Annotated in this window: 21 protein-coding genes; 9 read left to right on the plus strand and 12 right to left on the minus strand. The window is 62.7% G+C overall.

Features of this window, described 5'->3' with window-relative positions; all coding sequences use genetic code 11:
* The first annotated feature begins 140 nt into the window (after nucleotides 1-140).
* The 4 genes from NKH50_RS16850 to NKH50_RS16865 all read left to right on the plus strand — a co-directional run bounded on the left by NKH50_RS16850 (nucleotide 141) and on the right by NKH50_RS16865 (nucleotide 3,911).
* Nucleotides 141-1,208, plus strand: coding sequence for a type III polyketide synthase (locus tag NKH50_RS16850; protein WP_352507106.1), 1,068 nt, complete (start codon nucleotides 141-143; stop codon nucleotides 1,206-1,208).
* Nucleotides 1,205-1,918 carry a methyltransferase domain-containing protein gene (locus NKH50_RS16855; protein WP_352879951.1) on the plus strand — a complete coding sequence of 238 codons (714 nt, stop codon included), beginning with the start codon at nucleotides 1,205-1,207 and terminating at the stop codon, nucleotides 1,916-1,918. The genes NKH50_RS16850 and NKH50_RS16855 overlap by 4 nt, the downstream gene beginning before the upstream one ends.
* Complete coding sequence (locus NKH50_RS16860; protein ID WP_352879953.1) at nucleotides 1,915-3,135, plus strand: NAD(P)/FAD-dependent oxidoreductase; 1,221 nt, start codon at nucleotides 1,915-1,917, stop codon at nucleotides 3,133-3,135. Before NKH50_RS16855 ends, NKH50_RS16860 begins: the two co-directional genes overlap by 4 nt.
* A gap of 179 nt (nucleotides 3,136-3,314) precedes the next feature.
* Nucleotides 3,315-3,911, plus strand: a complete 597-nt coding sequence (locus NKH50_RS16865) for a cation efflux transmembrane domain-containing protein (protein WP_352507109.1) — start codon at nucleotides 3,315-3,317, stop codon at nucleotides 3,909-3,911.
* A 301-nt stretch (nucleotides 3,912-4,212) separates the two neighbouring features.
* Here the strand turns inward: NKH50_RS16865 and NKH50_RS16870 are convergent, their stop codons facing one another.
* Complete coding sequence (locus NKH50_RS16870) at nucleotides 4,213-4,635, minus strand: hypothetical protein (RefSeq protein ID WP_352507110.1); 423 nt, start codon at nucleotides 4,633-4,635, stop codon at nucleotides 4,213-4,215.
* A gap of 187 nt (nucleotides 4,636-4,822) precedes the next feature.
* On the opposite strand from NKH50_RS16870, the gene NKH50_RS16875 reads away from it, so the two are divergent.
* The 4 genes from NKH50_RS16875 to NKH50_RS16890 all read left to right on the plus strand — a co-directional run bounded on the left by NKH50_RS16875 (nucleotide 4,823) and on the right by NKH50_RS16890 (nucleotide 9,991).
* The gene (locus NKH50_RS16875) at nucleotides 4,823-5,635 is read left to right on the plus strand and encodes a class I SAM-dependent methyltransferase (protein ID WP_352879956.1); all 813 of its coding nucleotides are present in this window, start codon (nucleotides 4,823-4,825) and stop codon (nucleotides 5,633-5,635) included.
* A gap of 569 nt (nucleotides 5,636-6,204) precedes the next feature.
* Nucleotides 6,205-7,734 (plus strand): tlde1 domain-containing protein, encoded by a 1,530-nt coding sequence (locus tag NKH50_RS16880; RefSeq protein ID WP_352879958.1) that lies wholly within the window; start codon nucleotides 6,205-6,207, stop codon nucleotides 7,732-7,734.
* A gap of 359 nt (nucleotides 7,735-8,093) precedes the next feature.
* Entirely contained in the window at nucleotides 8,094-8,879 is a 786-nt protein-coding gene (locus NKH50_RS16885) for a ThuA domain-containing protein (protein WP_352489914.1), read from the plus strand.
* 53 nt (nucleotides 8,880-8,932) lie between these two features.
* Nucleotides 8,933-9,991: a Gfo/Idh/MocA family protein gene (locus NKH50_RS16890; protein ID WP_352879961.1), complete on the plus strand. Its 1,059-nt coding sequence runs from the start codon at nucleotides 8,933-8,935 to the stop codon at nucleotides 9,989-9,991.
* Between the two features lie 224 nt (nucleotides 9,992-10,215).
* Here NKH50_RS16890 and NKH50_RS16895 read toward each other — a convergent pair whose 3' ends face one another.
* The 9 genes from NKH50_RS16895 to NKH50_RS16935 all read right to left on the minus strand — a co-directional run bounded on the left by NKH50_RS16895 (nucleotide 10,216) and on the right by NKH50_RS16935 (nucleotide 18,756).
* Nucleotides 10,216-10,791: a hypothetical protein gene (locus NKH50_RS16895; RefSeq protein ID WP_352879963.1), complete on the minus strand. Its 576-nt coding sequence runs from the start codon at nucleotides 10,789-10,791 to the stop codon at nucleotides 10,216-10,218.
* 100 nt (nucleotides 10,792-10,891) lie between these two features.
* Nucleotides 10,892-11,542, minus strand: coding sequence for a TrmH family RNA methyltransferase (locus NKH50_RS16900; RefSeq protein WP_352879965.1), 651 nt, complete (start codon nucleotides 11,540-11,542; stop codon nucleotides 10,892-10,894).
* 141 nt (nucleotides 11,543-11,683) lie between these two features.
* The gene (locus NKH50_RS16905) at nucleotides 11,684-12,412 is read right to left on the minus strand and encodes an amino acid ABC transporter ATP-binding protein (RefSeq protein WP_352879967.1); all 729 of its coding nucleotides are present in this window, start codon (nucleotides 12,410-12,412) and stop codon (nucleotides 11,684-11,686) included.
* 29 nt (nucleotides 12,413-12,441) lie between these two features.
* Nucleotides 12,442-13,848, minus strand: coding sequence for an amino acid ABC transporter permease (locus NKH50_RS16910; RefSeq protein ID WP_352879969.1), 1,407 nt, complete (start codon nucleotides 13,846-13,848; stop codon nucleotides 12,442-12,444).
* A 44-nt stretch (nucleotides 13,849-13,892) separates the two neighbouring features.
* Nucleotides 13,893-14,681 (minus strand): ABC transporter substrate-binding protein, encoded by a 789-nt coding sequence (locus NKH50_RS16915; RefSeq protein ID WP_352507117.1) that lies wholly within the window; start codon nucleotides 14,679-14,681, stop codon nucleotides 13,893-13,895.
* Between the two features lie 109 nt (nucleotides 14,682-14,790).
* Nucleotides 14,791-15,954, minus strand: a complete 1,164-nt coding sequence (locus NKH50_RS16920) for a saccharopine dehydrogenase family protein (RefSeq protein WP_352507118.1) — start codon at nucleotides 15,952-15,954, stop codon at nucleotides 14,791-14,793.
* Nucleotides 15,951-16,454, minus strand: coding sequence for an Lrp/AsnC family transcriptional regulator (locus tag NKH50_RS16925; RefSeq protein ID WP_352507119.1), 504 nt, complete (start codon nucleotides 16,452-16,454; stop codon nucleotides 15,951-15,953). The genes NKH50_RS16920 and NKH50_RS16925 overlap by 4 nt, the downstream gene beginning before the upstream one ends.
* Before the next feature lie 317 nt (nucleotides 16,455-16,771).
* Nucleotides 16,772-17,815, minus strand: coding sequence for an acyltransferase family protein (locus NKH50_RS16930; RefSeq protein ID WP_352507120.1), 1,044 nt, complete (start codon nucleotides 17,813-17,815; stop codon nucleotides 16,772-16,774).
* Nucleotides 17,816-18,030: 215 nt separating this feature from the next.
* The gene (locus tag NKH50_RS16935; protein ID WP_352507121.1) at nucleotides 18,031-18,756 is read right to left on the minus strand and encodes a 3-keto-5-aminohexanoate cleavage protein; all 726 of its coding nucleotides are present in this window, start codon (nucleotides 18,754-18,756) and stop codon (nucleotides 18,031-18,033) included.
* Between the two features lie 161 nt (nucleotides 18,757-18,917).
* Here NKH50_RS16935 and NKH50_RS16940 point away from each other — a divergent pair, with 161 nt between their 5' ends.
* Entirely contained in the window at nucleotides 18,918-19,661 is a 744-nt protein-coding gene (locus NKH50_RS16940; protein ID WP_352879973.1) for a 2OG-Fe(II) oxygenase, read from the plus strand.
* A 28-nt stretch (nucleotides 19,662-19,689) separates the two neighbouring features.
* Here the strand turns inward: NKH50_RS16940 and NKH50_RS16945 are convergent, their stop codons facing one another.
* A complete protein-coding gene (locus NKH50_RS16945; RefSeq protein ID WP_352879975.1) occupies nucleotides 19,690-21,045 on the minus strand; it encodes a sigma-54-dependent transcriptional regulator in 1,356 nt (451 codons plus the stop codon).
* A 6-nt stretch (nucleotides 21,046-21,051) separates the two neighbouring features.
* Complete coding sequence (locus NKH50_RS16950; RefSeq protein WP_352879977.1) at nucleotides 21,052-22,911, minus strand: sensor histidine kinase; 1,860 nt, start codon at nucleotides 22,909-22,911, stop codon at nucleotides 21,052-21,054.
* Between the last annotated feature and the right edge of the window lie 225 nt (nucleotides 22,912-23,136).

Raw genomic sequence — 23,136 nt, forward strand, 5'->3', positions numbered from 1 at the left:
CCAACAGCACGTGCTGAACCTTCGGGAAGAAATCAGTTTTCGGAAACGTTTATCGAACAGCTCAATCCGGTGTTCGACATCGGTGTCAATAACCAAAGACCCTCCGGCGGCACACCGTGCATACGCCGAGGAGACAGAATATGTCCGTCAAAGCCTATATCAACCGGATCGCGACAGCGGTGCCGGAGCACGAGGTTCATCAATTCTACCTGCGTTTTGCGGCCTCGATGCTCGCGGCCGATCGCCGGAGGATCTTCGAACGCATGGCCGATCTTGCCGGCATCGAGCACCGCTATTCCTGCTTTGCGCCGGCGTCCGACCCCGAGGGACCGTCCGCCGACCTAGCGGGGACGTTCATCCGCGGTGCGTTTCCCGGAACGGCGATGAGAATGGCAATGTTCGACGATGCAGCACCTGTTCTGGCGCAAAAGGGCATCGACGGATTGCAGCTTGGCGACGACGCCTCCCGCATCACCCATTTGATCGTCACCACCTGCACCGGTTTTTCGGCGCCGGGCATCGATCTCGAACTGGTTGCCCGGTGTGGGCTGCCGGATAGTGTCGAACGCACGATGATCGGGTTCATGGGTTGCTACGCGGCAATCAACGGCCTCAAGCTGGCCCACCACATCGTCCGCTCCGACCCACAGGCCAAGGTCCTGCTGGTCAATATCGAGCTCTGCACGATGCATCTGCGCGAAACCACTGAACTCGAAAAACTGCTGTCGTTCTGCCTTTGGGGTGACGGCTGCGCGGCCGCGCTCGTGACCGCCGAGCCGGCCGGCATCGAGCTCGATAGCTTTCACTGTCTGGTGGCGAGGGAGCGGCGGGAGCTGATGCGCTGGAACATTCGCGACCACGGCTTCGAAATGGTTCTTTCCGGCCAGGTTCCGGCAGCCATTCATGAAGCGTTGCGGAGCAACCAGGCCGCCATCCTCGGCGGTCGATCGGCGGAAGACATCGACCTTTGGGCCGTGCACCCGGGTGGACGTTCGGTTCTCGACGCCGTCGAAAGGGCCCTGAAACTGGTGTCCACCGCGCTGGACCCATCGCGCGAGGTGTTGCGCCGGTATGGGAACATGTCGTCCGCGACCGTCATGTTCGTGATGAAGGAGATGTTGAAGGCGCCACCCGGCCTGCTCGGCTGCGGCATGTCGTTCGGACCAGGATTGACGGCGGAAACCATGCTCTTTCGAACGGTGTCATGAGCGGCCTGGAGCGTCGGCAGCTTGCGCCGGAAATCCTCGACGGACTTGCTGCCGACGATCCGCGAGCGCTTGTCGCGCGCCGCGACCTTCGTCGCATCAACATGCTGATGTTTCAGGCGCCGATCATGACGTCGTTGCTCAGGAGGTTCGTGCCAACGCCGCCACGCCGCATCCTGGAGATCGGCGCCGGCGATGGTTCCTTCATGCTGGCGGTGGCGCGGCGCATGGCCAGGCATTGGCCCGGGGTCGAACTGGTAATGCTCGACCGCGTCGACCTTGTCACGGCGCAACTGCGCGGTGATTTCGACAGGCTGGGATGGAAGGCCGAAGGCGTCACCGCCGATGTCTTCGACTGGGCAGGAAAGATCGAGGGCGTGCGGTTCGATGCCATGACCGTCAATCTGTTTCTGCATCATCTCGACGATGCGAAGCTCGTGCGTCTGTTTTCGCTGATCAGGCCGAAAGCCCCGTTGCTCATCGCGACAGAGCCGCTGCGGGCGAAACTGGCGCTGGCCGCGACCCGTCTTCTCCCGGCAATCGGCGCCAACGACGTCACACGAAACGACGCGGCTCAGAGCGTGCGTGCCGGCTTTCGCGGCAGCGAGCTTTCCGGCCTCTGGCTTGCGGCCAACGGCAAACCGGTCGAGGAACGGCGCGCTGGCCTGTTTTCCCATATCTTCGTCGGCGCCAGCGCCAGTAACGAGCCATGACGCGATTGTCGACCCATGATGCGATCATCATAGGCGCCGGCCCGGCGGGCACATCTGTCGCGCTCACGCTGGCCCGGCGCGGATGGGCCGCGGCCATTGTGGAGAAGACCGCATTTCCGCGCCGCAAGGTCTGCGGCGAATACATCTCGGCAAGCAATCTTGCGCTTCTCGACCAGCTGGAGATCGGCGATGCCTGGCGTGCCAATGCCGGCCCCGAAATCCGCCGCGTCGGTTTGTTTTCCGGTGAGACCTCCGTCGAGGCTGCAATGCCTGGTGCAGGAGCTGGGTCTCGTGCGAAACACGGCTTCGGCCGGGCGCTCGGCCGGGACATTCTCGACTCTCTGCTTCTACAGGCGGCGCGATCGGCGGGCGTCGAAATCTTCCAGCCCTGCCGCGCCGTCGCCATCGACCGGGATGGTGAGATGCAACGTGTACGAGTTCAGGCCGGGGATGAAGCGGTGATGTTGCGTGCGCCGGTGATTGTCGCCGCACACGGCTCCTGGGAGCCGGGACCATTACCCAGCCAGCTCGCAAAGACCAATCGGCCGTCGGACTTGCTCGGCTTCAAGGCGCATTTCACCGGGTCGTCGCTCGCACCGGATTTGATGCCTCTGCTGGCTTTTCCCGGCGGCTATGGCGGCATGGTCTCGGCGGATCATGGACGGTTGTCGATCTCGTGCTGCATTCGCCGCGATGTGCTCGCGCGGCTGCGTAAACAACATGATCCCGAATACCTGGGCCATGTGTCGGCCGCCGATGTCGTCTCACGCCATGTCATGAATTCATGCCGGGGCGTGCGAGGCGCCCTGGAACCGGCGCACCTCGACGGCCCGTGGCTTGCCGCGGGTCCGATCCGGCCGGGAATTCGCTCCTGCTACGAACAGGACATCTTCCGGGTCGGCAATGCAGCCGGAGAGTCTCATCCCGTTATCGCCGAGGGCATCTCGATGGCGCTTCAGTCCGGCTGGCTGCTGGCTAGCGAACTCGCATCCGCGCCAAGTGGCCAAGCGGGGCGCGAGGCCGCCGCCAGACGCTACGAGGCGGCCTGGAAAAGACTGTTTTCGACCCGGGTCTACGCTGCCGCTGCTATTGCCGGAATTGCCCTTCGCCCCGGCAGCGCCACCGCGATGGCGGCGATCGTCCGGAATTTCCCGCAGGCGCTGACATTGGGCGCGCAACTGAGCGGCAAGACCAAGCCGGTTCCCGGCTTTGCCTGACGAGCGGCGCGCATGAGGGCACGCCCAAAACAGGGTGACCATCCTGTTTTGGCTCGCAGGTGTTTTGGTGACAGACGTGCCATGTTCGGCCTAGGCTGGCCTCAAAGCCTGCGAGATCGAGACGGTCGAGGAACGGGACGCCCAGCAATAACATTAACGCCATCACATCGGGGCAGACTATGCAGCAAGCCATTACGTCGGACGGCCTTCGCCGGGTGGTGCTTGTCGTCGCGCTGCTGAACCTCGGTTACTTCGGCATCGAATTCGCCGTGGCGCTGGCGATCGGCTCGGTGTCGCTGTTCGCCGACAGCGTCGATTTTCTGGAAGATGCCTCGGTCAATCTCCTGATACTGCTCGCCATGGGCTGGTCGCTGCGTGCCCGCTCGCGGGTCGGCATGGCGCTGGCGCTTATCCTTCTGGTGCCCGGCCTGGCGACGCTGTGGACCGCGTGGGAAAAGTTCAACATGCCGGTGCCGCCGCAGCCGGCAGCGCTGACGCTGGCGGGGTTGGGCGCCTTGGCGGTCAACCTGTCGTGCGCCTACATGCTGGCGCGCTACCGCCGTCACAGCGGCAGTCTTACCAGGGCGGCATTCCTTTCGGCCCGCAACGACGCCGTCGCCAACATCGCGATCATACTGGCCGGGTTGATAACTGCCTTCCTATGGCGCTCGGCATGGCCGGATTTGATCGTCGGCCTCGGAATTGCGGCGCTGAACGCAGACGCGGCGCGCGAGGTCTGGGAGGCAGCGCGGGAGGAGCACCGAGCCGGTTCGTGAAGCCCAAACGCCCAGCGCGCTGCCGGATTGCCAATCCGCCAATGCGGGCCCCTATACCGGCCAGCAGTCAGCCAGAAACTTGCGCGATCTCTAATATAATCGCACCCTTTCAAAGCGGTCGGAGGGAGAACCGCTCATACGTAAAAATCGGGCGGAAAAACCATGAACAGCATGAGCCTCACCACACTTGGACGAAGTCGACCGGGTCGAAGCGGTGAAACGATGAACCGCTCTAGGCCACGCACGTCATCAAAAGGCCCGCGCTCCGAAAAGGACGCGGGCCGGTTTTCGTCGGCATGCGCTAGGCAGGTATCAAGACGGCGATGCGGTGGATGCCGACCACCTTGCTGGTGTTGGCTGCCGCGTCGGTCTTGCCCTTGGAGCAGGTATATACGTCACCTTCCTTGAGCTTGAATTCCTTGTCGGCTTTCTTGATCGTGAATTCACCGGCGGCAATGGTGCACACCATGTCGTTGTCCATCACCATTGCAGGGGCGGCTGCTCCCGGCTGGAAGACCACATCGACAATTGAGATGCTCTTATAGGCGGGGATGTCGGAATTGCCGGTGCCGACCTCGACCACCCTGACGCCGGGGGCTATCTCCTTGCCTTCCTTCGGGCCGTATTTCTTGACCTTTGCAGCAGCCGCCAGCGTGAACAAAGGCGTTACCGCTGCCGCCGTCACGCCGAGCGCAATTGCAGACCTGCGATTTAGGGTTTTCATGGCATCCTCCCATTATATTGGCCACGCACCAATGCGCATGACCACAATACATTAGCACATATGCAGGTAATTGCAGCACGGCGTTTCGGAGCTTCCGGGAGCGAACCGCCTCCCGGTCGAATGCGACCGAATAGCAAACAATTCCATGCTATGCTGACGAGCCATCAAACGGACGGCGGGGATAGCAATGTTGGAAACGGACAAGGTATTCGCCGGCTCAATTCCGGAAAACTACGACCGCTATATGGTGCCGTTAATTTTCGAGCCGTTCGCCGCAGATCTTGCACGACGGGCAGCGTCCTTGTCGCCAAGCGCCGTTTTGGAAACCGCCGCGGGCACCGGCGTTGTCACCCGCGCATTGGCGCCAAAACTGTCGCCCGGTGCAAGCTATGTCGTAACCGACCTCAACCAGCCGATGCTCGACTACGCTGCTTCGCGGCAAGCTCCCGACGATCGCATCAAATGGCGTCAGGCGGATGCTCTGGCGCTACCGTTTGAAAATGCGGCCTTCGATCTCGTTTGTTGTCAGTTCGGCGCGATGTTCTTTCCCAACCGCTCATCTGCCTACCGCGAAGCCCGGCGAGTCCTGAAGCCCGGAGGACATTTTCTATTCAGCGTATGGGATCGCATCGAGGAGAACGTGTTTGCCGACGATGTGACGAACGCTCTCGCAAGGATTTTTCCGAACGATCCGCCGCGCTTTCTGGCACGCACGCCGCATGGCTACCACGATACGGCACTGATCCGTAGCGAGGTGGAGGACGCAGGTTTTTCCGGTGTGGTGATCGAGACGAGAGCCGAACAAAGCCGTGCCTCCTCGCCCCGCGCTCCGGCCGTTGCTTATTGCCAGGGCACTCTCCTTCGCAATGAAATCGAGACCAGAGAGGCGGGAAAACTGGACGCTGCAACCGACTACGCCGCAGCCGCCATTGCAGACAGGCATGGCAGCGGCGAGGTTGCTGCCAAAATCCAGGCTCACATAGTGGTGGCTGTGGCCTAGGTGTTGGATATCCCGCTCCGGCACTTGGCGACATTCAGCTGCTGTGCGGCAAACATCTTGCCGCTATCCCGAATTCTCAGATGTTAACGTTCATTCGCCCGAGTGGCAGGTCGACAAGTGCCAGGTCGATAATCGCCGGTTTGACCGATTGCCGGGGCTTGATGGCGGCGGCTGCCGGCCGCAAGATTCTGGTCGGCCCGGCTTCACTTTGGCAGCCATGGCCGACTCCGCCCAGCAAGGTCTAGTCATTTCGCTTTCTTGACTCGGCCGACAAAAACGGGCAGCAAAGTCATCATTGGAGGGCAGTTTTGCCAACTATGCAGGTTTTGGAGGGCGTTTTTCGGTGTGACCGTCGCCCAATCGGCGGTCGGTAGAGGGATTGGTTAACCAACTTTGTCCATCTTTTGAATCAATCGGCAACAGACGCAAAGCGTGCTGGGGGCACCAGGCGAACTGTGAATGTCACGGCTGCGAAATCCGCTAGCCGGCATCGGCCGATTGAGAGTGGTTGAATGGCGTTTGTAAGTGCGAAAACCCGGGGTGACAGTCCTGCAACTGGATTGACTTCGATGAGGCCCGGCCTGCGCTGGGTCGCGGTTCCGGCCGTCGGCGCAGCCATTGCTTTATGGTCGGTGGCGACCTTGGCCGGCCTTTATTCAGTGGGAACCTCGCTCAGCGCCGCTTCCAACGGTCTCCCGCAAAGCCTGCTCGCGCCGCGCACCATCGCGCTCGCCGATCCTCGCCGCAGCCTTGCAAAGGCGCAGGCCCCGACGTGGGCCGCAGCAAACGCGGCGCTGTCGGCCAAGCTGCTGCAGCACGGGTGCGATGCCAACTGCCTGCGGTCGGCGTCGAACTTCGTTCACCAGGGAAAATCGGCGCGTCTCAAGCGCAATACCGTGCCGCTTGTCGCCGATGCATCGCGGCAATCGAGCTTCGACGACGTGGTAGCCAAAGCAGGGCTGTCGCCGCAAAAGCTTGCCGCCGCCTTTGCCCGTGCCGGCTCACCCGTCATGCTCGCAAGCCTGCCGGCCGACGCCCGGTTCGCCGAGCCGGTACGCATACCCGACCCGAACGGCCCGGCGTCGGTGCGCTTCGGGCCGGCGGTGGCGGAGATCGAACGCTCGTCGCGCCTGGCACTGGCGCTGGCGAATACGTTGCCGGAGCAGATGATCGACGTGCTCCCGGCACCCGCCGCGGCAAGCGAGCCCGCAGCTTCACGAGAGCCGCAAGAACCCGAGATCCAGCTGACCTCGCTGCCGCCGCAAGACGACATGCCCGACAGCATTCCGCTGCCGACGCTGCGTCCGCGGGCGGACATCGATAAGCCGGCCGAGGCGCCGCGGGCTCAAGCATCAAGAGATCAGGCGCCAAAAGACCAGGCGCCAAAGGCCCAGGCGCAAAAGGATCAGGCATCGAAAACGGAGCCGCCCAAGGCGCAGGCCTCCAGGACTGCCAAGGCGAGCAAGGTGCAGACGGCCGACGCTCCGCCGGTCGAGACGCAACCCGGCAGCCTGTCGCCTCGCAATTCGTCACAAGCGGCAGTGCCGGCGGTGTCGGGCAAGCCGGGCAAACGGTCGAAGACCCAGGGCGGCGACATGCTGGCCTATGCCAAGCCCGACATGCCTTCCGGTGGACTCGGCGGAGCCTTCAGGAACCTGTTCACCACGCCCAACATGGGTACTGGCGTCGCCGTCTACGACATCTCGGCCAAGACCGTCTATATGCCCGACGGCTCGCGGCTGGAGGCACATTCGGGACTGGGCGCGATGGTCGACCAGCCACGCTACGTCCACAAGAAGAATGTCGGCCCGACGCCGCCGGACACCTACAATCTGACGATGCGCGAATCGCGCTTCCACGGTGTCGAGGCGATCCGTCTGACGCCGGCCAGCGGCAGCAACAAATATGGCCGCGACGGCCTGCTCGCCCACACCTACATGCTGCGCGGCGGGCGCGCCGAATCCAATGGCTGCGTCGTCTTCAAGGACTATGCCCGCTTCCTCGCCGCCTACAAGAAAGGCAAGATCAAGCGCCTTGTCGTCGTGCCGCGCCTGTCGAAGCCGCTGACACGCGTCGCCCAAGAGGGGCGAGGGGCTTAGGTTCGCGGCGGTCCTTTACGGCTTCGTCATCCCAGGGCGGAGCGGACGCGAAGCGGAAGCGCAGACCCTGGGATCCATGCCGTTGCATCAGCCGAAGAATGCAACGATGCAGATTTGACGCCGTTCTGTCGCAATCCTTTCACCTCTTATCCCTCCTGCATCGAGGTTCTGCACCGTCGCAGCGCGTAGAAGTCACGGCATGGATCCCAGGGTCTTCGCGACGTCGCTTCGCTCCTGCTTCGCCCTGGGATGACGACGCTGGGGACGTTTGGGCCAATCTCGAGGTTTTCATTCCCGGCCGAGGATATTATGAATGACCGGCCGGGGCGGCTGCAGCTTCAAACAATCACGAGGACATCATGACAATACGCGCTGTCGTCTGGGGCGAGAATATCCATGAGCGGACCAATGAGGTGGTCGCCGGCATCTATCCTGAGGGCATGCACGCGACGATCGCCAATGCGCTGAAGCTCGACCCGGAGATTTCGGTGTCGTGGGCGACGCTGGAGCAGAAGGAGCATGGGCTGCCGGCCGACCGTCTGGCCGAGACCGATGTCTTGCTGTGGTGGGGGCACAAGGACCATGGCGCCGTCGCCGACGAAGTGGTCGAGCGCGTGGCGCGCCGCGTCTGGGAAGGCATGGGGCTGATCGTTCTCCATTCCGGCCATTTCTCGAAAATCTTCAAGAAGCTGATGGGCACGCCCTGCACGCTGAAATGGCGCGAGGCGGGCGAGCGCGAACGGCTTTGGGTGACCAGCCCCAACCACCCTATTGCTGCCGGGATCGGCGAGTATTTCGAGCTCGAGAACGAGGAGATGTATGGCGAGCAGTTCGCCGTGCCGGAGCCGCTCGAGACCGTGTTCATCTCCTGGTTCCAGGGCGGCGAAGTGTTCCGGTCGGGGCTGACCTATCGCCGCGGCGCCGGTAACATCTTCTATTTCAGGCCCGGCCACGAGACCTATCCGACCTATCACGACGCCAACGTCCACAAGGTGCTGCGCAATGCGGTGAGATGGGCGCACAACCCCCAAGGCTCCAATCCGGCCATCCTCGATGCGCCGAACGTGCCGGTGGAAAAGGCGCTCGAGCCGATCGTCGAGCGCGGCGGAAAACTTCATTCCGCGGGCGAAGCCGGCTTTCGCTAGACCAAATCCATGATCGAACAAGAAGATAAAGCCCTGTCCTAAGGATAAGAATCATGCGCCTCTTGATACTCGGCACCGGTTGGATGGCGGAGGAGCACGCCAGGCAGTTCGGCAAGATCGAGGGCGTCGAACTGATCGGCGCCGTCGATCTCGACCGTATGCGTGTCGACAAGTTTTCGGACATCTACGGTATCCCCAACCGGTTCGCGTCGCTGGACGAGGCGCTGGCATGGGGCAAGTTCGACGCGGTCGCGAACGTGACGCCCGATCGCATCCACCATCCGACCACCATGATGCTGATCGCGGCGGGCAAGCCGGTGCTGTGCGAGAAACCGCTGGCCGAAAACTTCGAGAAAGCCAGTGAGATGGCCGCTGCCGCCGAGCGGGCCGGCATCATCAACATGGTCAACCTGACCTATCGCAATGTCGCGCCGCTGCAGAGAGCGCGCGCCATGGTGCTGGCCGGCGACATCGGCACGGTCAGGCATGTCGAGGCGTCCTATCTGCAGAGCTGGCTGGTGTCCAAATTCTGGGGCGACTGGCGCACCGATTCGAAATGGCTGTGGCGGCTGTCGCGCGGCCATGGCTCCAACGGCGTGCTGGGCGACGTCGGTATCCACATCCTCGATTTCGCCAGCTATGGCGCGGCGCTCGACATCGATCACGTGTTCTGCCGCCTGCGGTCCTTCGACAAGGCGCCCGAAAACCGGATCGGCGAGTACGAGCTCGACGCCAACGACAGTTTCACCATGGCGCTGGATTTCAGCAATGGCGCGTTCGGTGTCGTTCATGCCAGCCGCTGGGCGACGGGCCACCTCAACGAACTCCGCCTGCGCATCTACGGCGACAAGGGTGGCATCGAAGTCGTGCACAATCTGACCAGCTCGGAGCTGAAAGCGTGCATCGGCGAGGACATCGAGAACGCCAAATGGCAGGTTCTGGACGCCGGAACGGTGCAGACCAACTACCAGCGCTTCGTCGATGCGGTGCGCAACGGCGTCCAGCCCGAACCGTCGTTCCGGCATGCTGCCGAATTGCAGAAGGTGCTCGACCTCGCCGTTGCCTCGGATGAGAAGAGGGCAGAGCTCAGGGCCCATGCCGAAACCCATTGATGTCAAAGAGAAGAGTGCTGTGCAACCCTTCGAAGACCGAATGATTGGCAAGTCGGTCCGCTCCATTGAAAGGAGAGAACCGGGTTTGGGATCTCCGTTCTTTTCTCCGACGGAACTGGGCTTACCGTTCATACAGAGGTGTCGCTGCGCATGAGTTGTTCGTCTACCAAGACACAGACGACACCTTTGTCATCGAAAACTAACGGGCTTTCCGCCCTATGCGGCTACTGCACGTTGCGTCCGCAGCCGAAGCGCTGACGCGCCAGTTTTATGATGTAGCCAGCATCCATGTCGCCGTTTTCCACATGCAGCCCAAAAGGATCTCTAAGTTCGCTCCTTAAAGCTAAAATTTCGATCAGCGCACCGCGAGCCGACAACTGCTCCGGATCGTCTGGATCACAGAATATCGCAACCAATTGGCAGCCCAGTTCATCGTCTCTGAAGCCGTTCAAATAGATGGGCGCGAGATGGATAGCAGCCATCCGACTGTTGCTCCATCCGATATCGGTCGGCGACATGATCAGTTCGCGTATAAGCGATCGATAGCGATCAATAAGGCGGAGATAACGGCACAGCGCTGTCAATGCAGTTTCGCCTTGCACGTCTCGTTCCGGCCCGTGGAGATAGCTCTCGATTAGCGCAGCATCGGACACGCTTCCACATAAGCCCACAATGTACAGAGCTGACCCCATGTCGCCTCGACGCTTCAGCAGGATGGCGCGCGCGAACTCTAGCTCTTCTGCCGTGACCCCACCTTTGGCGACGCCTTGCGCTCGATTTCGAATATCGTCGATGTCCATGGCGAAGCGTAATAGCACACTGGATGTCTTAGAAATCGCACCGTCCGCTTCCCACCCATCTCGGCCACCGGCGGCAGCCAGCTGATGAGTTGGAGCCTGGCTAGGTCTTTGGAGTGATTACGGTCGGCAATGGGGTTGATCGCTCCCCCCTTTGATCACGCTTCCTGAACTTGCTTTGATATTCACGTCTTTGCTTCGCGACTTCGTACAAGACGATCCCCGAGCTTGTCCCGAGGTTAAGGCTTTCGATCATTCCGAACATCGGAACGCAGACGCACATGTCGCTTCTTTCGACGGCAAGATCGCTGATACCCATCGCTTCGCTGCCGAACCAGACCGCGAGTTTGCTGTGAGTGGTGTAGTCGCCTTCGTGAAGGAAAATGCTGGCCTTGCCTTTCACGTGCGGCGACGTGACGATCGATTTGAATCCCTTTCTTTCGAGATGGCCGAAGCACTCATCGGTGCTGTCGAAGCGTCTTACGAACGTCCATTTCACGGCAGAGACAGAGGTCTTCGAAACCGATTTCCGATCGCGCAAATCCTGCCAATCGTCGGGCAGAGATCGGCGAGGATCGACGACATAAACCTTTTCGACACCCAAGGCGTTCACATTCCGGATCACCGTTCCAATATTCTTCACATCAGTCGGATTCTCAAGCACGGCAATCAGGTTCTTGCAGCGAAACTGTTTGATTTCGTCGGCCCGCCTGCGGACTGATTTCTTTGATTCGGCTCTTTCTTGCATGGCCATCCCGGACGTTTCTCTCACGATGGATGCCTAACTTCCTAACCGATGCAACCCGGAGACGCCAACCTTGTTCGCGGAACGCGCAGCACCGTCCGCGTCCCACCCGTCCCGGCCATCGGTGGCAGCGAACTGACTGAGTTGACCCTAATGCCGCAGGATCTTGCTCAGAAAAGCGCGGCTGCGGTCGGTCTTCGGGTTGGAGAAGAACTCGTCCGGGGTGCCGCTTTCGACGATGGCGCCGGCGTCCATGAACACGACGCGCTGCGCGACCTTGCGGGCAAAGCCCATCTCGTGCGTCACCACCATCATGGTCATGCCTTCCTCGGCCACTGCGACCATGACGTCGAGCACTTCGGAGATCATCTCGGGATCGAGGGCCGAGGTCGGCTCGTCGAACAGCATGACCTTGGGGCGCATGCCGAGGCAGCGCGCGATCGCCACGCGCTGCTGCTGGCCGCCTGAGAGCTGCGCGGGATAGGCGTTGATCTTGTCGGCAAGACCGACCTTGGCGAGCAATTCGCGCCCGGCCATTTCGGCCTCGGCGCGCGGGATCTTGCGGACATGGATCGGCGCCAGCGTGACGTTCTCGAGCGCCGTCTTGTGCGGATAGAGGTTGAACGACTGGAAGACGAAGCCGATCTCGGTGCGCAGCCGCGTCATGTTGGTGGCGGCGTCGCCGAGGCGCTGGCCGTCGACCGTCAGGTCGCCGTCGCGGATCGTCTCCAGCCCGTTGATGCAGCGGATCAGGGTGCTCTTGCCCGAGCCGCTCGGGCCGCAGACGACGACCACTTCGCGCGGCTCGACGCTCAGCGTGATATCCCTGAGCACGTTGAGCTGGCCGAACCATTTGTTGACGCCGCGAAATTCGATCATGCCAGTGCCATTTTTGCTAAGGTTCGACATCACAACTGCACCTCGCCATGCGCCGCGCCCATGCGTTGCTCCAGCCGGCGGGCCAGCATGATCAGGGGGTAGCAGACGATGAAGTAACCGAGCCCGACGAGGAAGAAGACCAGCAGCCCATTGGGTACACGCTGCACCACCAGCCAGCCGACGCGGGTGAGGTCGGTCAGGCCGATGGCCGAGACGACCGAGGAATCCTTGATCAGCAGCACATATTGCCCGACCAGCGGCGGCAGCACGATGCGCATCGCCTGCGGCAGCACCACCTGGCGCATGCGCTGCCAGCGCGACAGGCCGGACGCCAGCGCCGCCTCGACCTGGCCGGTCGGCACCGAGCGGATGCCGGCGACGACGATCTCGCAGATGAAGCAGGCGGCCAGATTGGTCAGCGCGATGATGCCGGCGGTGAAGGCGTCGAGCTCGATGCCGAGTTCCGGCAGGATGAAGAAGATCAGGAAGATCTGCACCAGGAACGGTGTGCCGCGGATCAAGTCGACCCAAGCGCCGATCGCGCCGCTGATCAGCCGGTTGCCGCCGGTGCGCAGGATGCCGAGGCCGAAGCCGAGCAGCGTGCCCAGCACCAAGCCGATCAGCGACAGCACCACGGTCATGCCGAGGCCGCGCAAGGCGAGGGGGTAGCTGCCGGCGATGCTTTGCAGCTGCTGCCAGATCATGTCCGTGCCCCCGCGAGGCCGAGCCAGCGCCCGGAGAGCGCCGCCAGCCCCTTCAGCCCGTAATAGAGCAGGAGGTAGAGCGGCGATGGTGATGAAACCTTCCGCCGGCATGAAGCGGTCGGAGGCGAGCAATTGTCCGGCGCGCGTCAGCTCGGCAACCGAGATCAGCGACAACAGGGCGGAATCCTTGACCAGCACGATCGCCTGGCCGAGCAGCGGCGGGATCGTCACCTTGAACGCCTGCGGCAGGATGACGAGACGCATGCGCTGGACATAGGTCATGCCCGAAGCGACGCCGGCCTCGACCTGGCCGCGCGGGATCGACAGGATGCCGGCACGGATGATCTCGGCGACATAGGCGCCGCTGTTCAGCGACAAAGCGAGGATGCCGACGACGAACTCGGGCAGGATAAAGCCGAGCCGCGGCAGGCCGAAATAGAGGAAATAGAGCTGCGCCAGTAAGGGCGTGGCGCGCACCGCGTCGATATAGGCCTTGGCCGGGACGCGGAACAGCCGGCCGCGCTGCAAATTCATCGCGGCGAGCACGATGCCGACGGCGAGCGCGCCGGCAAAGGACAGGACAGACAGCCACACGGTCGTGACGAGGCCCTGCCCGAACAGGGGCAGATATTGGACGATGGTGCGGAAGCTGAAGTTTTCGAGCATGGTGAGTGGGCAGTAGTGAGTAGGCAGTAGTGAGTAGTGAAGGTGTCCGGAATGGCCATCAGCCACTCCATGCTCCCTATTTCTACTTCCTACTCCCTACTCCCTATCCGTTAGTGGTCTTTTTTCCAGGCGTCGGAATTGACCCAGTAATCGAGGTTCTTTTGCAGGCGGCCGTCGAGGCTGACCTGGTCGAGGAACAGGTTCATCCAGACCAGCAGGTCCTGCTCGTCATAGCGCGTGGCGAAGGCCAGCGGCTCCTTCGACAGCATATCCGGCATGATGGTGAAGCTGCCGGCTGGGTAAGCGGTCGACTGCCCCTTGACCGCCGAGACGTCGTTGACGCCGCAATCGGCCTGGCCGTTATTGACGGCGTCGAGCAGCAGCGGGCCGCCGCCCTTGTAGCTCTTGATGTCGGCATCGGGGAAGGCGGCCTTGGCTTCCTTCTCGCCGGTGGCGCCGAGCAGCACCGCGATCTTGGTGCCTTTGGCCTTGCAGTCCTCGGTGGACTTGAAGGCGGTCCCAGCCTTGGTGAAGACGGTGCTGCCCGTGTACATGTAAGGCTTGGTAAAGGCGACCTTCATGCCGCGCGCCAGCGTCGGCGTCATGTCGGCGACCAGAAGATCGGCCTTGCCCGACAGCAGCGCCGGGATCAGGCCGTCCCAGTCGAAGTCGAGGAAGGTGATCTTGACGCCCATTTCCTTGGCCATCAGTTCGGCGAGTTCGACCGAACTGCCGGTGCGTTCGCCGGCAGCACCCACCAGCGAAAAGGGCGGGCCTTGCGTCTGCACCGCAACGCGCAACTCACCGCGCTTGGTAATCTCGTCGAGGGTTCCGGCACTGGCGGCAGCGGTGAGGCCGACGAGCGCAAGTCCGGCGATGAAAAGCTTGGCAATCTTCATTTGGGCATTCCTCCTTGTTGTCGTTTGTTGTTCCACTTGTTGTTTCACCCCATCGGGTGCTTTTTGAGCGGCAGCGCCGTTGCCGGCGGCAACCACCGTTCGAAAATCTTCAATCCCAGCTCACCGTTTCGGCGACCTTGATGCCGCGCCTGGCCAGCTCGTCGAGGAAGCGGCCATCGGGCACATGCAGCAGTGGGTTGAGCAGGCCGGGCGTGGCGATCTCGCGCCGTGCCAGCATCTGCGCCACGATGCTGGCGGGATAGCCGACGCCAAGGCTCATGCCGAACAGGCCGGAGGCGAGGTCGCGTTCGATGACCAGCTCCGAGGTCACCGTCTTGCGGCGGCCGCCTTCGCTGCCGACAAACACGTTGCGCATGACGCAAAGGTCCTTTTCGTCCGCGCCATATTGCAGTTGCGGGCCAAGCAGCCGGCCGAGGAATTCGCGTGGGCTGACACCGGTGCCGGATACCTTTTCCTCGGACAGGAAGCCGAGCTGCTTCAGCGGCGCCCAGAACGCCGACCAGCCAAGCCAGCGCAGCGAATATCGGCCGGAGCGCTGCAGCCCCTTTGCGGCGGCAAGCATGCCGGCATAATGCGGCGCGTCGCCATTGGGGAAGGCTTCCAGCCTGCCCAGCCCCGCCACCTCGATCTCGTGGATGAAGCGATTGTCGTGCTGGCGGGCGGCCGGCACATCGACCCGTTCGCCATTCTCGACCAGCACACTGTCGCGGTTCTGGCTGACCAGAACCATGTCGAAATTCCAGCTCACCTTGTAGCGCAGCGGCTCGACCACCGCTTTCGGCTCGGGAATGCCGCCGCAGTAGGAATCGATCGCGGTGATGGTGTCGAACTGGCTTGCGGCGCGCGCGTAGAGCACAAGGTCGATGCCGGGGTCGAGCCCGCATTCGGTGACGATCGAGACGCCGGCCTTTTCGGCCTCCGGCGCGAGATCGGCGATGGCCTTGCCGTAATTGGTGGTGACCAGCGGCGTGCGCGTCGCGATCGCCGCCTGCACCGCCTCGCGCATCAGCGGTTGCGGCAACAGGTCGATGACCGCGTCGACGTCCTTCATCACATCGGCCAATGCTGGGCCGATCGCGTCCTCCGGCACGACGAAACGCACCCGGGCAAGGTCGGTCAGGCCGCCAAGCCGCGCAGCGCCGTCGGTTGCGGTGTCGACACAGACCACTTGCTCGACGCCGTCACTGGCAACGAGATCGGCGATCGCCGCCCGGCCTTGCAGGCCGAGGCCGCCGAGAACCGCGATCTTCATGCCATTTCCTTCCGCGGCTCGTCCGACCAGCAGCCTTCCGGCAGGCTGACCCATTTGTTGCAGGAGGCCATGACGACGAAGGTCTCGCTGCGCACGACTTCGCCCGGCTCACCGGCGCCGGGGATCAGCTCGCTGGTGACGCGGTAGAGATCGGCGACATCACCGGCCACAGTCACGTCGACGATGATGTCGAAGCGTCCGGTGACGACGGCTGCCGAGTTCACGAAAGGCAGTTCGGAGATGCGCTGCGCCAGTTCCCGGGCGCGGCCGCGTCCCTGCGCATTGATGCCGACGATCGCCGAGATCAGCTCGGGGCGTTCGGTGAGGTTGAGCAGCCCGACGATCTTGAGCAGGTTGCGGTCGAGCAGGTTGCGCAGCCGCATGCGCACCGTCGGCACCGAGATCGCCATCTTCTCGGCGAGGCGGTTGACGCCAAGCTGCGCGTCCTGCGACAGCAGCTTGACCAGTCGCCGGTCGGTCTGATCGAGATGTTCGCGCAAACGCTCAGGCTTTCATAAAGGGAAATAAACGGTCGGATTTTCTTTCGGATATGAAAATACGTTATGAGAGATTTTTAACAATGGCAAGAGGCATGTCGTGCGCGGTGCCCCTATGCCTGTCGGCAGTTTCGTCGAGGACGCCACATTTTGTTCTTGCTTTGTGCCGGCAGCTATGCTATTAATTTGGATATGGTGCCAATTTGGCTCCAACGACCCATCCTCCCGAGGCGGGTTTTTGTTTCCGGATCTTTTGAAGGTTCAGCGCCGCCGGTCTAAGGTTGGCGAGACAGCGTGGTTCCGCGGAGCGCAGCCGCAGTTCATGCCTTCACGTGACGGGCGGAAAGGCTCATCCGCGAAATGGCCAAAATCGGCTTTTCAACAAAACTGTAGCTGGCCAGGGAGACGGCAATGCAGGCGGTGACAATAACCATGCCAGCAAGCCATGGTGATACGCTGACGCTTGCAACGACAGGAGCGGTCGCAAGCAGCACGATAGGATGCGTCAGATAGAGAGAGTAGGAGGCATCGCCCAACCTTGCCAGCAGGCGAGGAGCAAAAAGCCGGAAGTAGTTTTCCAGGCTGATGCAACCGGCGACAAGGATCAAGGCCGGGATTCCCTGAGCAAGGGTTCGCGGCAAGTTGAAGCCAAGTACCATCACCAGCATGGACACGATGGCGAACACGAGCGCCGAGACACCCAGGACGGTAGGCAAACGCGCCAGTCTGCCGACCAGGTGGCCGAGCGCCATGCCGGCAAGGAACTCAAACAGGATTGGCGTGGTATAGAAAAACAGCACAGTGTCGGCGGCGGGTTTGAAGACGATGCGCGCCGCTACGGCGATTGCAAAGACAACGCCGACCATGGCCATTTGCGTCAGCGTGCCGACACGCATAGTCGCCGCGAACAGAATGTAAAACAGGATTTCCAGATTGAGCGTCCAACCCACGCCCAGCACCGGTTGGACATAGCCTGTGACCGTATCGAGATAGGGTATGAAAAGCAGGCTATTGGTGATCTGCTCAAGAGACACTGCACGATCGGCAAACAACCAAAGTGCGGCGACCATGAGGAAGGTCATAACCCAATAGAACGGAACGACGCGCGTGAACCGCTGCATCAAAAAAGCACGGTGGTCTGAGCGTCTGTTCTCCGTCGAGAGAACCATGACAAAACCACTGATGACGAAAAACAAGTCGACGCCACTGTTCAGAACGGGAATACGCAGGTCGAGCATGCCCAGTGCGCCCGGAAGATGATAGGTAACAACCATGAGGGCTGCCAGCCCCCGCAGGATCTGTATCGATGTATACTGTTGAATCCGGCGCGGCGCGGCGTGATCATTCTGCGGAATGATTTTCATAAAAATGGTCCCCGGTGCGGGAGAGCACTAACATACGGGGTCGTTGATGTGCTGATTAATTGCTGGTTTAATTAATATGTAAAGTTTTAGATAGATTTTACTGACATTAGCGTGCTGCCACGCTTGAGTTCGCCGACTTAGACCTGCCTATTTGCCAAAACTTGCTATCTCCCCCCTGAAGAGGGGGATCGGCGGCCATCGACGCTTTCCCCGTGCTAACGACTGGTCTCGAAGATAGCGACGGCTGCCGCTGTCAGCGCAGCGTTACCGGGTGCTACTGTTCCATCAGGAAGCTCCTTGCCGTCTTCCAGTCCGACGCGCGTCGACCAACGGCGTTCCGCCGCCCGGTGCACGAAAGGCCAGACCGTGGCGTCGGCGCCGTGCAGCAGGATTGCCCGGCGCATTCCGGCGCCGTCGAGCACGGCGGCGATATCGTCGCTGATCTCAAGCGCAGCGTCCGGCTCCTGCTCGGAGATTTCGATCAGGATGCGCAGCACGCGGTTGCCATGGTCGAGGCTCACCAGGCGTTCGGCGTCGGCTACGGAGGCAAGCCCCGCCTCGATGCCAATGCCGCGCTGGCGCAGACGGCCCATGACTGCCGGTGCTGCATTCTCGCTGAGATTGACCGAGGCATAGTCGGGCAGCTCGCTCCAGCGGGCGATCGCGGCAAGCGTGCGCTCGTCGTCGCTCTCGATCCAGGCGCCGGTGGAGACGCCGATCAGCGTTCCCGGGCAGGCGCGGCGCAGCGCCAGCACGGTCGGGTCCATTGCGTCAGGGGCAAGGCTTTCGCGGCCATCGAGCCCGCGTGCATGGACATGCAACTCGGCCGCACCTGCGGCCACGCAGGCCGTGCCGTCTCGCGCAATGGCTTCGGGATCAAGCGGCAGTCGGGGGTGGAAATCGGCGCTGCGCGCGCCATTGATGCAGGTCTGGACGATCATGAGGTGGTGGTCCCGTTGAGTGGAACAAGTTTAGCCCATGACCACGAAATCGGAAATTGAATGACGTCCCGTCCCGCAAGGCTCACCCGGCAAGAAACGGGTGGTCTGCGCGGGCCGCTTCACCCATTTCAATTGACAGAGAAGCCACAGGAGGCGAAGCCATGACCATCCATTCGATAGGCGCGAAAGCGGCGGTGAAATCGGCGGAGGTGCGCGTTGCCGGATATGATTGGCGGACGCTGGCCGATGAGCTGAGCGGCTATGGCTGCGCGGTGATGGAAAAGCTGCTGACGCCGCAGGAGTGCCGGCATATCGCCGGGCTCTATCCGGACGAGAGCCATTTCCGCAGCCATGTGCACATGGCGCGGCATGGTTTCGGCAAGGGCGAGTACCGCTATTTCCGCTATCCCTTGCCCGACTTGATCGGCGGCTTGCGCACCGCGCTCTATCCGCGCCTGGCCGCGGTTGCCAACGACTGGAACGCGCGCATGGGTATCGCGCAGCGCTATCCCGACGAACACGCGGCGTTCCTCGAGCAATGCCACGAGCAGGGCCAGACGCGGCCGACGCCGCTCCTGCTGCAATATGTCCCCGGCGACTTCAACTGCCTGCACCAGGATCTCTACGGCGCTCTTGCCTTCCCGCTGCAGGTGGCGATCCTATTGTCGGAACCAGGCAAGGATTTCACCGGCGGCGAGTTCGTGCTGACCGAGCAGCGTCCGCGCATGCAGAGCCGCGTCGAGGTGGTGCCGCTGCGCCAGGGCGATGCGGTCGCCTTCGCGGTCCACAATCGTCCGGTCCAGGGCAGCAAGGGCAATTACCGCGTCAACCTCAGGCATGGCGTCAGCCGGCTACGCTCCGGCATGCGCCACACTGTGGGCATCATCTTCCACGACGCCAAGTAACCGAGCCGCCGGTCGAGGCCGCCGGCGATTACCGGGAAAAATCGCTGCGCACGATGCCGTGGCGCTGGAGCTTGTCGTAGAAGGTCTTGCGCGGAATTCCCAGCGCCTCGATCGTGCGCCTGACGTCGCCGTCGTTGCGGCCAAGCGTCTCGCGAATGATGTCGGCCTCGTAGCGCTCCAGCCGCTCCGGCAGCTTCATGGCGGCGTTCGATTGGGTCGGGGCAGGGGGTTGTGCTTCGGCGCCTTCCTCCAATCCAAGCACGAACCGCTCGGCGAAATGCGCCAGTTCGCGCACATTGCCCGGCCAGTCATGGTCGCTCAGATGGCGATGCACCGTCGCCGGCACTGCCGGCACAGGGCGGTGGAAGCGGGCGGCGGCGCGCTCGGCGAAATAGAAGAACAGCAGGGCGACATCGTCGCGGCGCTCGCGCAGCGGCGGGATCGAGATCGTCACCACGTTGAGCCGGTAATAGAGATCCTCGCGGAAAGCGCCACGCTGGCGCGGATCGCCGAGGTCGACCTTGGCGGCGGCGACGACGCGCAGATCCACCGGCCGCACCTCGTTGGTGCCGAGCGGCGTGACCTCGCGCATCTCCAGCACGCGCAGCATCTGCACCTGTGTCGAGACCGGCATGCTTTCGATCTCGTCGAGGAACAGCGTGCCGCCGCTGGCGTGCTCGATGCGGCCGATCCGTTTCTTCTGCGCGCCGGTGAAGGCGCCGGCCTCATGGCCGAACAACTCGCTCTCGATGACCGTCTCCGGCAGCGTGCCGCAATTCAGCGCGACGAAATTGCCCTTGGCGCGGCGGCTCCAGCGATGCAGAAGACTTGCTACCACCTCCTTGCCGGAGCCGGTCTCGCCGGTCACCAGCACGTCGACGTCGGTATCGGCGATCTGGCGCAGCGTGCGGCGCAGCCTGTCCATCGCCGGCGTCTGGCCGATCAGCGGCAGGCCGTCCTGCGCCTCTCCGGCCGCCTCGCGCAAGGCGCGGTTCTCCATCACCAGGCGGCGCTTTTCCGCTGCGCGGCGCACGCTCTGCACCAGCCGGTCGGCGGCGAAAGGTTTGGTGATGAAGTCGTAGGCGCCATCCTTGATCGCCTTGACGGCCATGGCGATGTCGCCGTGGCCGGTGACGAGGATGACGGGAATGTCGGCATCCAGCCGCAGAATGCGATTGAAAAGCTGCAAGCCGTCGATCTCCGGCATGCGGATATCCGACACCACGACCCCGGCAAAACCGGCGTCGAGCCAGGCCAGCGCCTCGGCCGCCACCGCAAAGGCCGAGACCGAGAAGCCGGCAAGCTCCAGCGTCTGCGCGGTGGCCTTGAGGAGATCGCGATCGTCATCGATCAGGACCACCGGTGCGGAATTGTCGTTCGTCATGATGGCTTACGCTGCTTTCTGGAGATGAATGGTGAAGCGGGTGCCGCTGTCGCCGCTCGAAACCTCGATGCGTCCGCCATAGTCGGCGACGATGTCCTTGGAGATGACGAGGCCGAGGCCAAGGCCTTTTTCCTTGGAGGTGTTGAACGGCGTGAACAGCGATTTGAGGATCGCCGGCGGAATGCCGGGTCCGTTGTCGGATACGCTGATCGTCACGCCGTCCGCGGTCTCTTCGACCGAGACCTGCACATGAGCGTCGTCGCGGCCGTCGAGCGCCTCCAGCGCGTTCTGGAAGAGATTGATCAGCACCTGTTCGAGCCGCACCCGATTGCCCATGACCTTGAGGCTCGGCAGCGGCAGGTCGACGACCAATGCGTCGAGCCGGCCGGCAAAGCGGCTTCTCAACAGCATGACGGCGCCCTCGATGACGCCGCGCAATTCGACAGGCTCGGCGGCGGTGCGGCCCTTGCGGGCAAATGCCTTCAACTCCTCGGTGATTGAGCCGATGCGTTCGGTAAGGGCTGCAATGGCGCCGAGGTTTTCCTCGGCCGGCCCAGTCTGCTTGCGGTCGAGGAAGGTGCGGGCGTTGTCGGCGTAGGCACGGATGGTGGCGACCGGCTGGTTGATCTCGTGAGCGACGCCGGCGGCGACCTGGCCGAGGATGGCGAGGCGGTTGGCCTGGACCAGGTCCTGCTGCACCACCTGGAGCTTTGCCTCCGTGTTGCGGTGGCCGGTGATCTCGGCCTGCAACCGGTCGCGGGCTCGGCTCAGATCCTCGGTGCGTTCGACGACGCGGCGTTCGAGTTCGGTGCGCGCCGCCTGTTCGGCGGCAATCCGCATCTGCGCCGACTGCCGGCGCCACAACAGATACGCGGCCAGGCCGAGCAGCGGCACGACGACACCCAGTGCCAGAAGCCGCATTTCGCGGACGGCAGCGGCGATCGGCGCTTCAGCCGGGATCAGGTAGTCGAGCCGCCAGGGGGTCGAAGGAACCGGCGTCGAAAGGCTGAGATACTGCGCGTCGCTGCCGCCGGGCGTCACCGCGTGGACGATCGACACATCCGGGCTGAGCGCCTGCGCGTGCATGATCGGCAACGGCACAAGCGGCGCGTCGCCGAACTGTTGGCTGTCGCGAATTGCGGCTTGCTTGGGTGCGGCCAGCGGCGCGGTTGTCATGAAGCGCCAGGACGGCACGCTGGTGATCAGCACGACGCCATTCTCGTCGCTGACATAGGCCGGGCGGTTGGCCTCGCGCCAGTCGGCTTCGAGCTGGTCGAACTCCATCTTGACGACGACGACGCCGAGCGGTGCGGCGGCATCGCCGACGCGCCGCGAAATGTAGAGGCCGGGACGCTTGCTGACATTGCCGAGCGCAAAATATTCGGCGGTTCCGGCCTGCATCGCGCCGGAGAAATAATCGCGAAAACGGTAGTCGTTGCCGACGAAGCTGATCGGCTCGCGCCAGTTGCTGGAGGCGATCGCCAGTCCGTCGGCGCCGATCACATAGAGCACCGACGCCTTGGTGCCGGAGACCAGCCCCTCGAGCTTGCGGTTCAGCACATCTATTGCCGCGGCGTTTTTCTGCGACAGCGCATCACGTACCTGCTGATCTGCGGACAAAAGCAGGGGCAGGGCGCGCGGGCTTTCGAGCACGGCGCGCAGCAGCGCGACCTTCAGATTGGCGTCGGTACGCCCCTGCGCCGCCAAGGTCCCGATCTCGGCGGTGCGGCCGTAAAGGCCGGCGCCGTAGAGCGCTGCCGTGACGATCAAAAGCGCGACGGCCGCAAACAGCAGCCAGGCTCGGCGCGCCCGCCTGGCGAGTTGCTCGGGCGTCGAAGACAAGGCACCGGCGGGGCGTTGCAGCATCGCCCATTTGTGCATGAACTCGCACAAAACACAATTCAACCTATGCGGAGAGTCGCACTTGACCATGCGTCCGGCAGTGCGGACGTTTGTGAATGCTCAATAAAATCAATGATGAATAACTCTTCTGCGTATCTGGCACGGCTGTTGCAACCGCGAATTCAGCAGTCGCGAGGCTGCTGGTCAAAACAACTGCCCCGGGGAGTCGAGCTTTTCGATCGGGGCGCC

Source organism: Mesorhizobium sp. M1027 (genome assembly GCF_040318745.1).
GTDB lineage: Bacteria > Pseudomonadota > Alphaproteobacteria > Rhizobiales > Rhizobiaceae > Mesorhizobium.

What these genes read in the sequence shown, in the direction of transcription:
- NKH50_RS16850 (WP_352507106.1), top strand. Translation starts at nt 141, where the DNA reads ATGTCCGTCAAAGCCTATATCAACCGGATCGCGACAGCGGTGCCGGAG.
- NKH50_RS16855 (WP_352879951.1), top strand. Translation starts at nt 1,205, where the DNA reads ATGAGCGGCCTGGAGCGTCGGCAGCTTGCGCCGGAAATCCTCGACGGA.
- NKH50_RS16860 (WP_352879953.1), top strand. Translation starts at nt 1,915, where the DNA reads ATGACGCGATTGTCGACCCATGATGCGATCATCATAGGCGCCGGCCCG.
- NKH50_RS16865 (WP_352507109.1), top strand. Translation starts at nt 3,315, where the DNA reads ATGCAGCAAGCCATTACGTCGGACGGCCTTCGCCGGGTGGTGCTTGTC.
- NKH50_RS16870 (WP_352507110.1), bottom strand. Translation starts at nt 4,635, where the DNA reads ATGAAAACCCTAAATCGCAGGTCTGCAATTGCGCTCGGCGTGACGGCG.
- NKH50_RS16875 (WP_352879956.1), top strand. Translation starts at nt 4,823, where the DNA reads ATGTTGGAAACGGACAAGGTATTCGCCGGCTCAATTCCGGAAAACTAC.
- NKH50_RS16880 (WP_352879958.1), top strand. Translation starts at nt 6,205, where the DNA reads ATGAGGCCCGGCCTGCGCTGGGTCGCGGTTCCGGCCGTCGGCGCAGCC.
- NKH50_RS16885 (WP_352489914.1), top strand. Translation starts at nt 8,094, where the DNA reads ATGACAATACGCGCTGTCGTCTGGGGCGAGAATATCCATGAGCGGACC.
- NKH50_RS16890 (WP_352879961.1), top strand. Translation starts at nt 8,933, where the DNA reads ATGCGCCTCTTGATACTCGGCACCGGTTGGATGGCGGAGGAGCACGCC.
- NKH50_RS16895 (WP_352879963.1), bottom strand. Translation starts at nt 10,791, where the DNA reads ATGGACATCGACGATATTCGAAATCGAGCGCAAGGCGTCGCCAAAGGT.
- NKH50_RS16900 (WP_352879965.1), bottom strand. Translation starts at nt 11,542, where the DNA reads ATGGCCATGCAAGAAAGAGCCGAATCAAAGAAATCAGTCCGCAGGCGG.
- NKH50_RS16905 (WP_352879967.1), bottom strand. Translation starts at nt 12,412, where the DNA reads ATGATCGAATTTCGCGGCGTCAACAAATGGTTCGGCCAGCTCAACGTG.
- NKH50_RS16915 (WP_352507117.1), bottom strand. Translation starts at nt 14,681, where the DNA reads ATGAAGATTGCCAAGCTTTTCATCGCCGGACTTGCGCTCGTCGGCCTC.
- NKH50_RS16920 (WP_352507118.1), bottom strand. Translation starts at nt 15,954, where the DNA reads ATGAAGATCGCGGTTCTCGGCGGCCTCGGCCTGCAAGGCCGGGCGGCG.
- NKH50_RS16930 (WP_352507120.1), bottom strand. Translation starts at nt 17,815, where the DNA reads ATGAAAATCATTCCGCAGAATGATCACGCCGCGCCGCGCCGGATTCAA.
- NKH50_RS16935 (WP_352507121.1), bottom strand. Translation starts at nt 18,756, where the DNA reads ATGATCGTCCAGACCTGCATCAATGGCGCGCGCAGCGCCGATTTCCAC.
- NKH50_RS16940 (WP_352879973.1), top strand. Translation starts at nt 18,918, where the DNA reads ATGACCATCCATTCGATAGGCGCGAAAGCGGCGGTGAAATCGGCGGAG.
- NKH50_RS16945 (WP_352879975.1), bottom strand. Translation starts at nt 21,045, where the DNA reads ATGACGAACGACAATTCCGCACCGGTGGTCCTGATCGATGACGATCGC.
- NKH50_RS16950 (WP_352879977.1), bottom strand. Translation starts at nt 22,911, where the DNA reads ATGCTGCAACGCCCCGCCGGTGCCTTGTCTTCGACGCCCGAGCAACTC.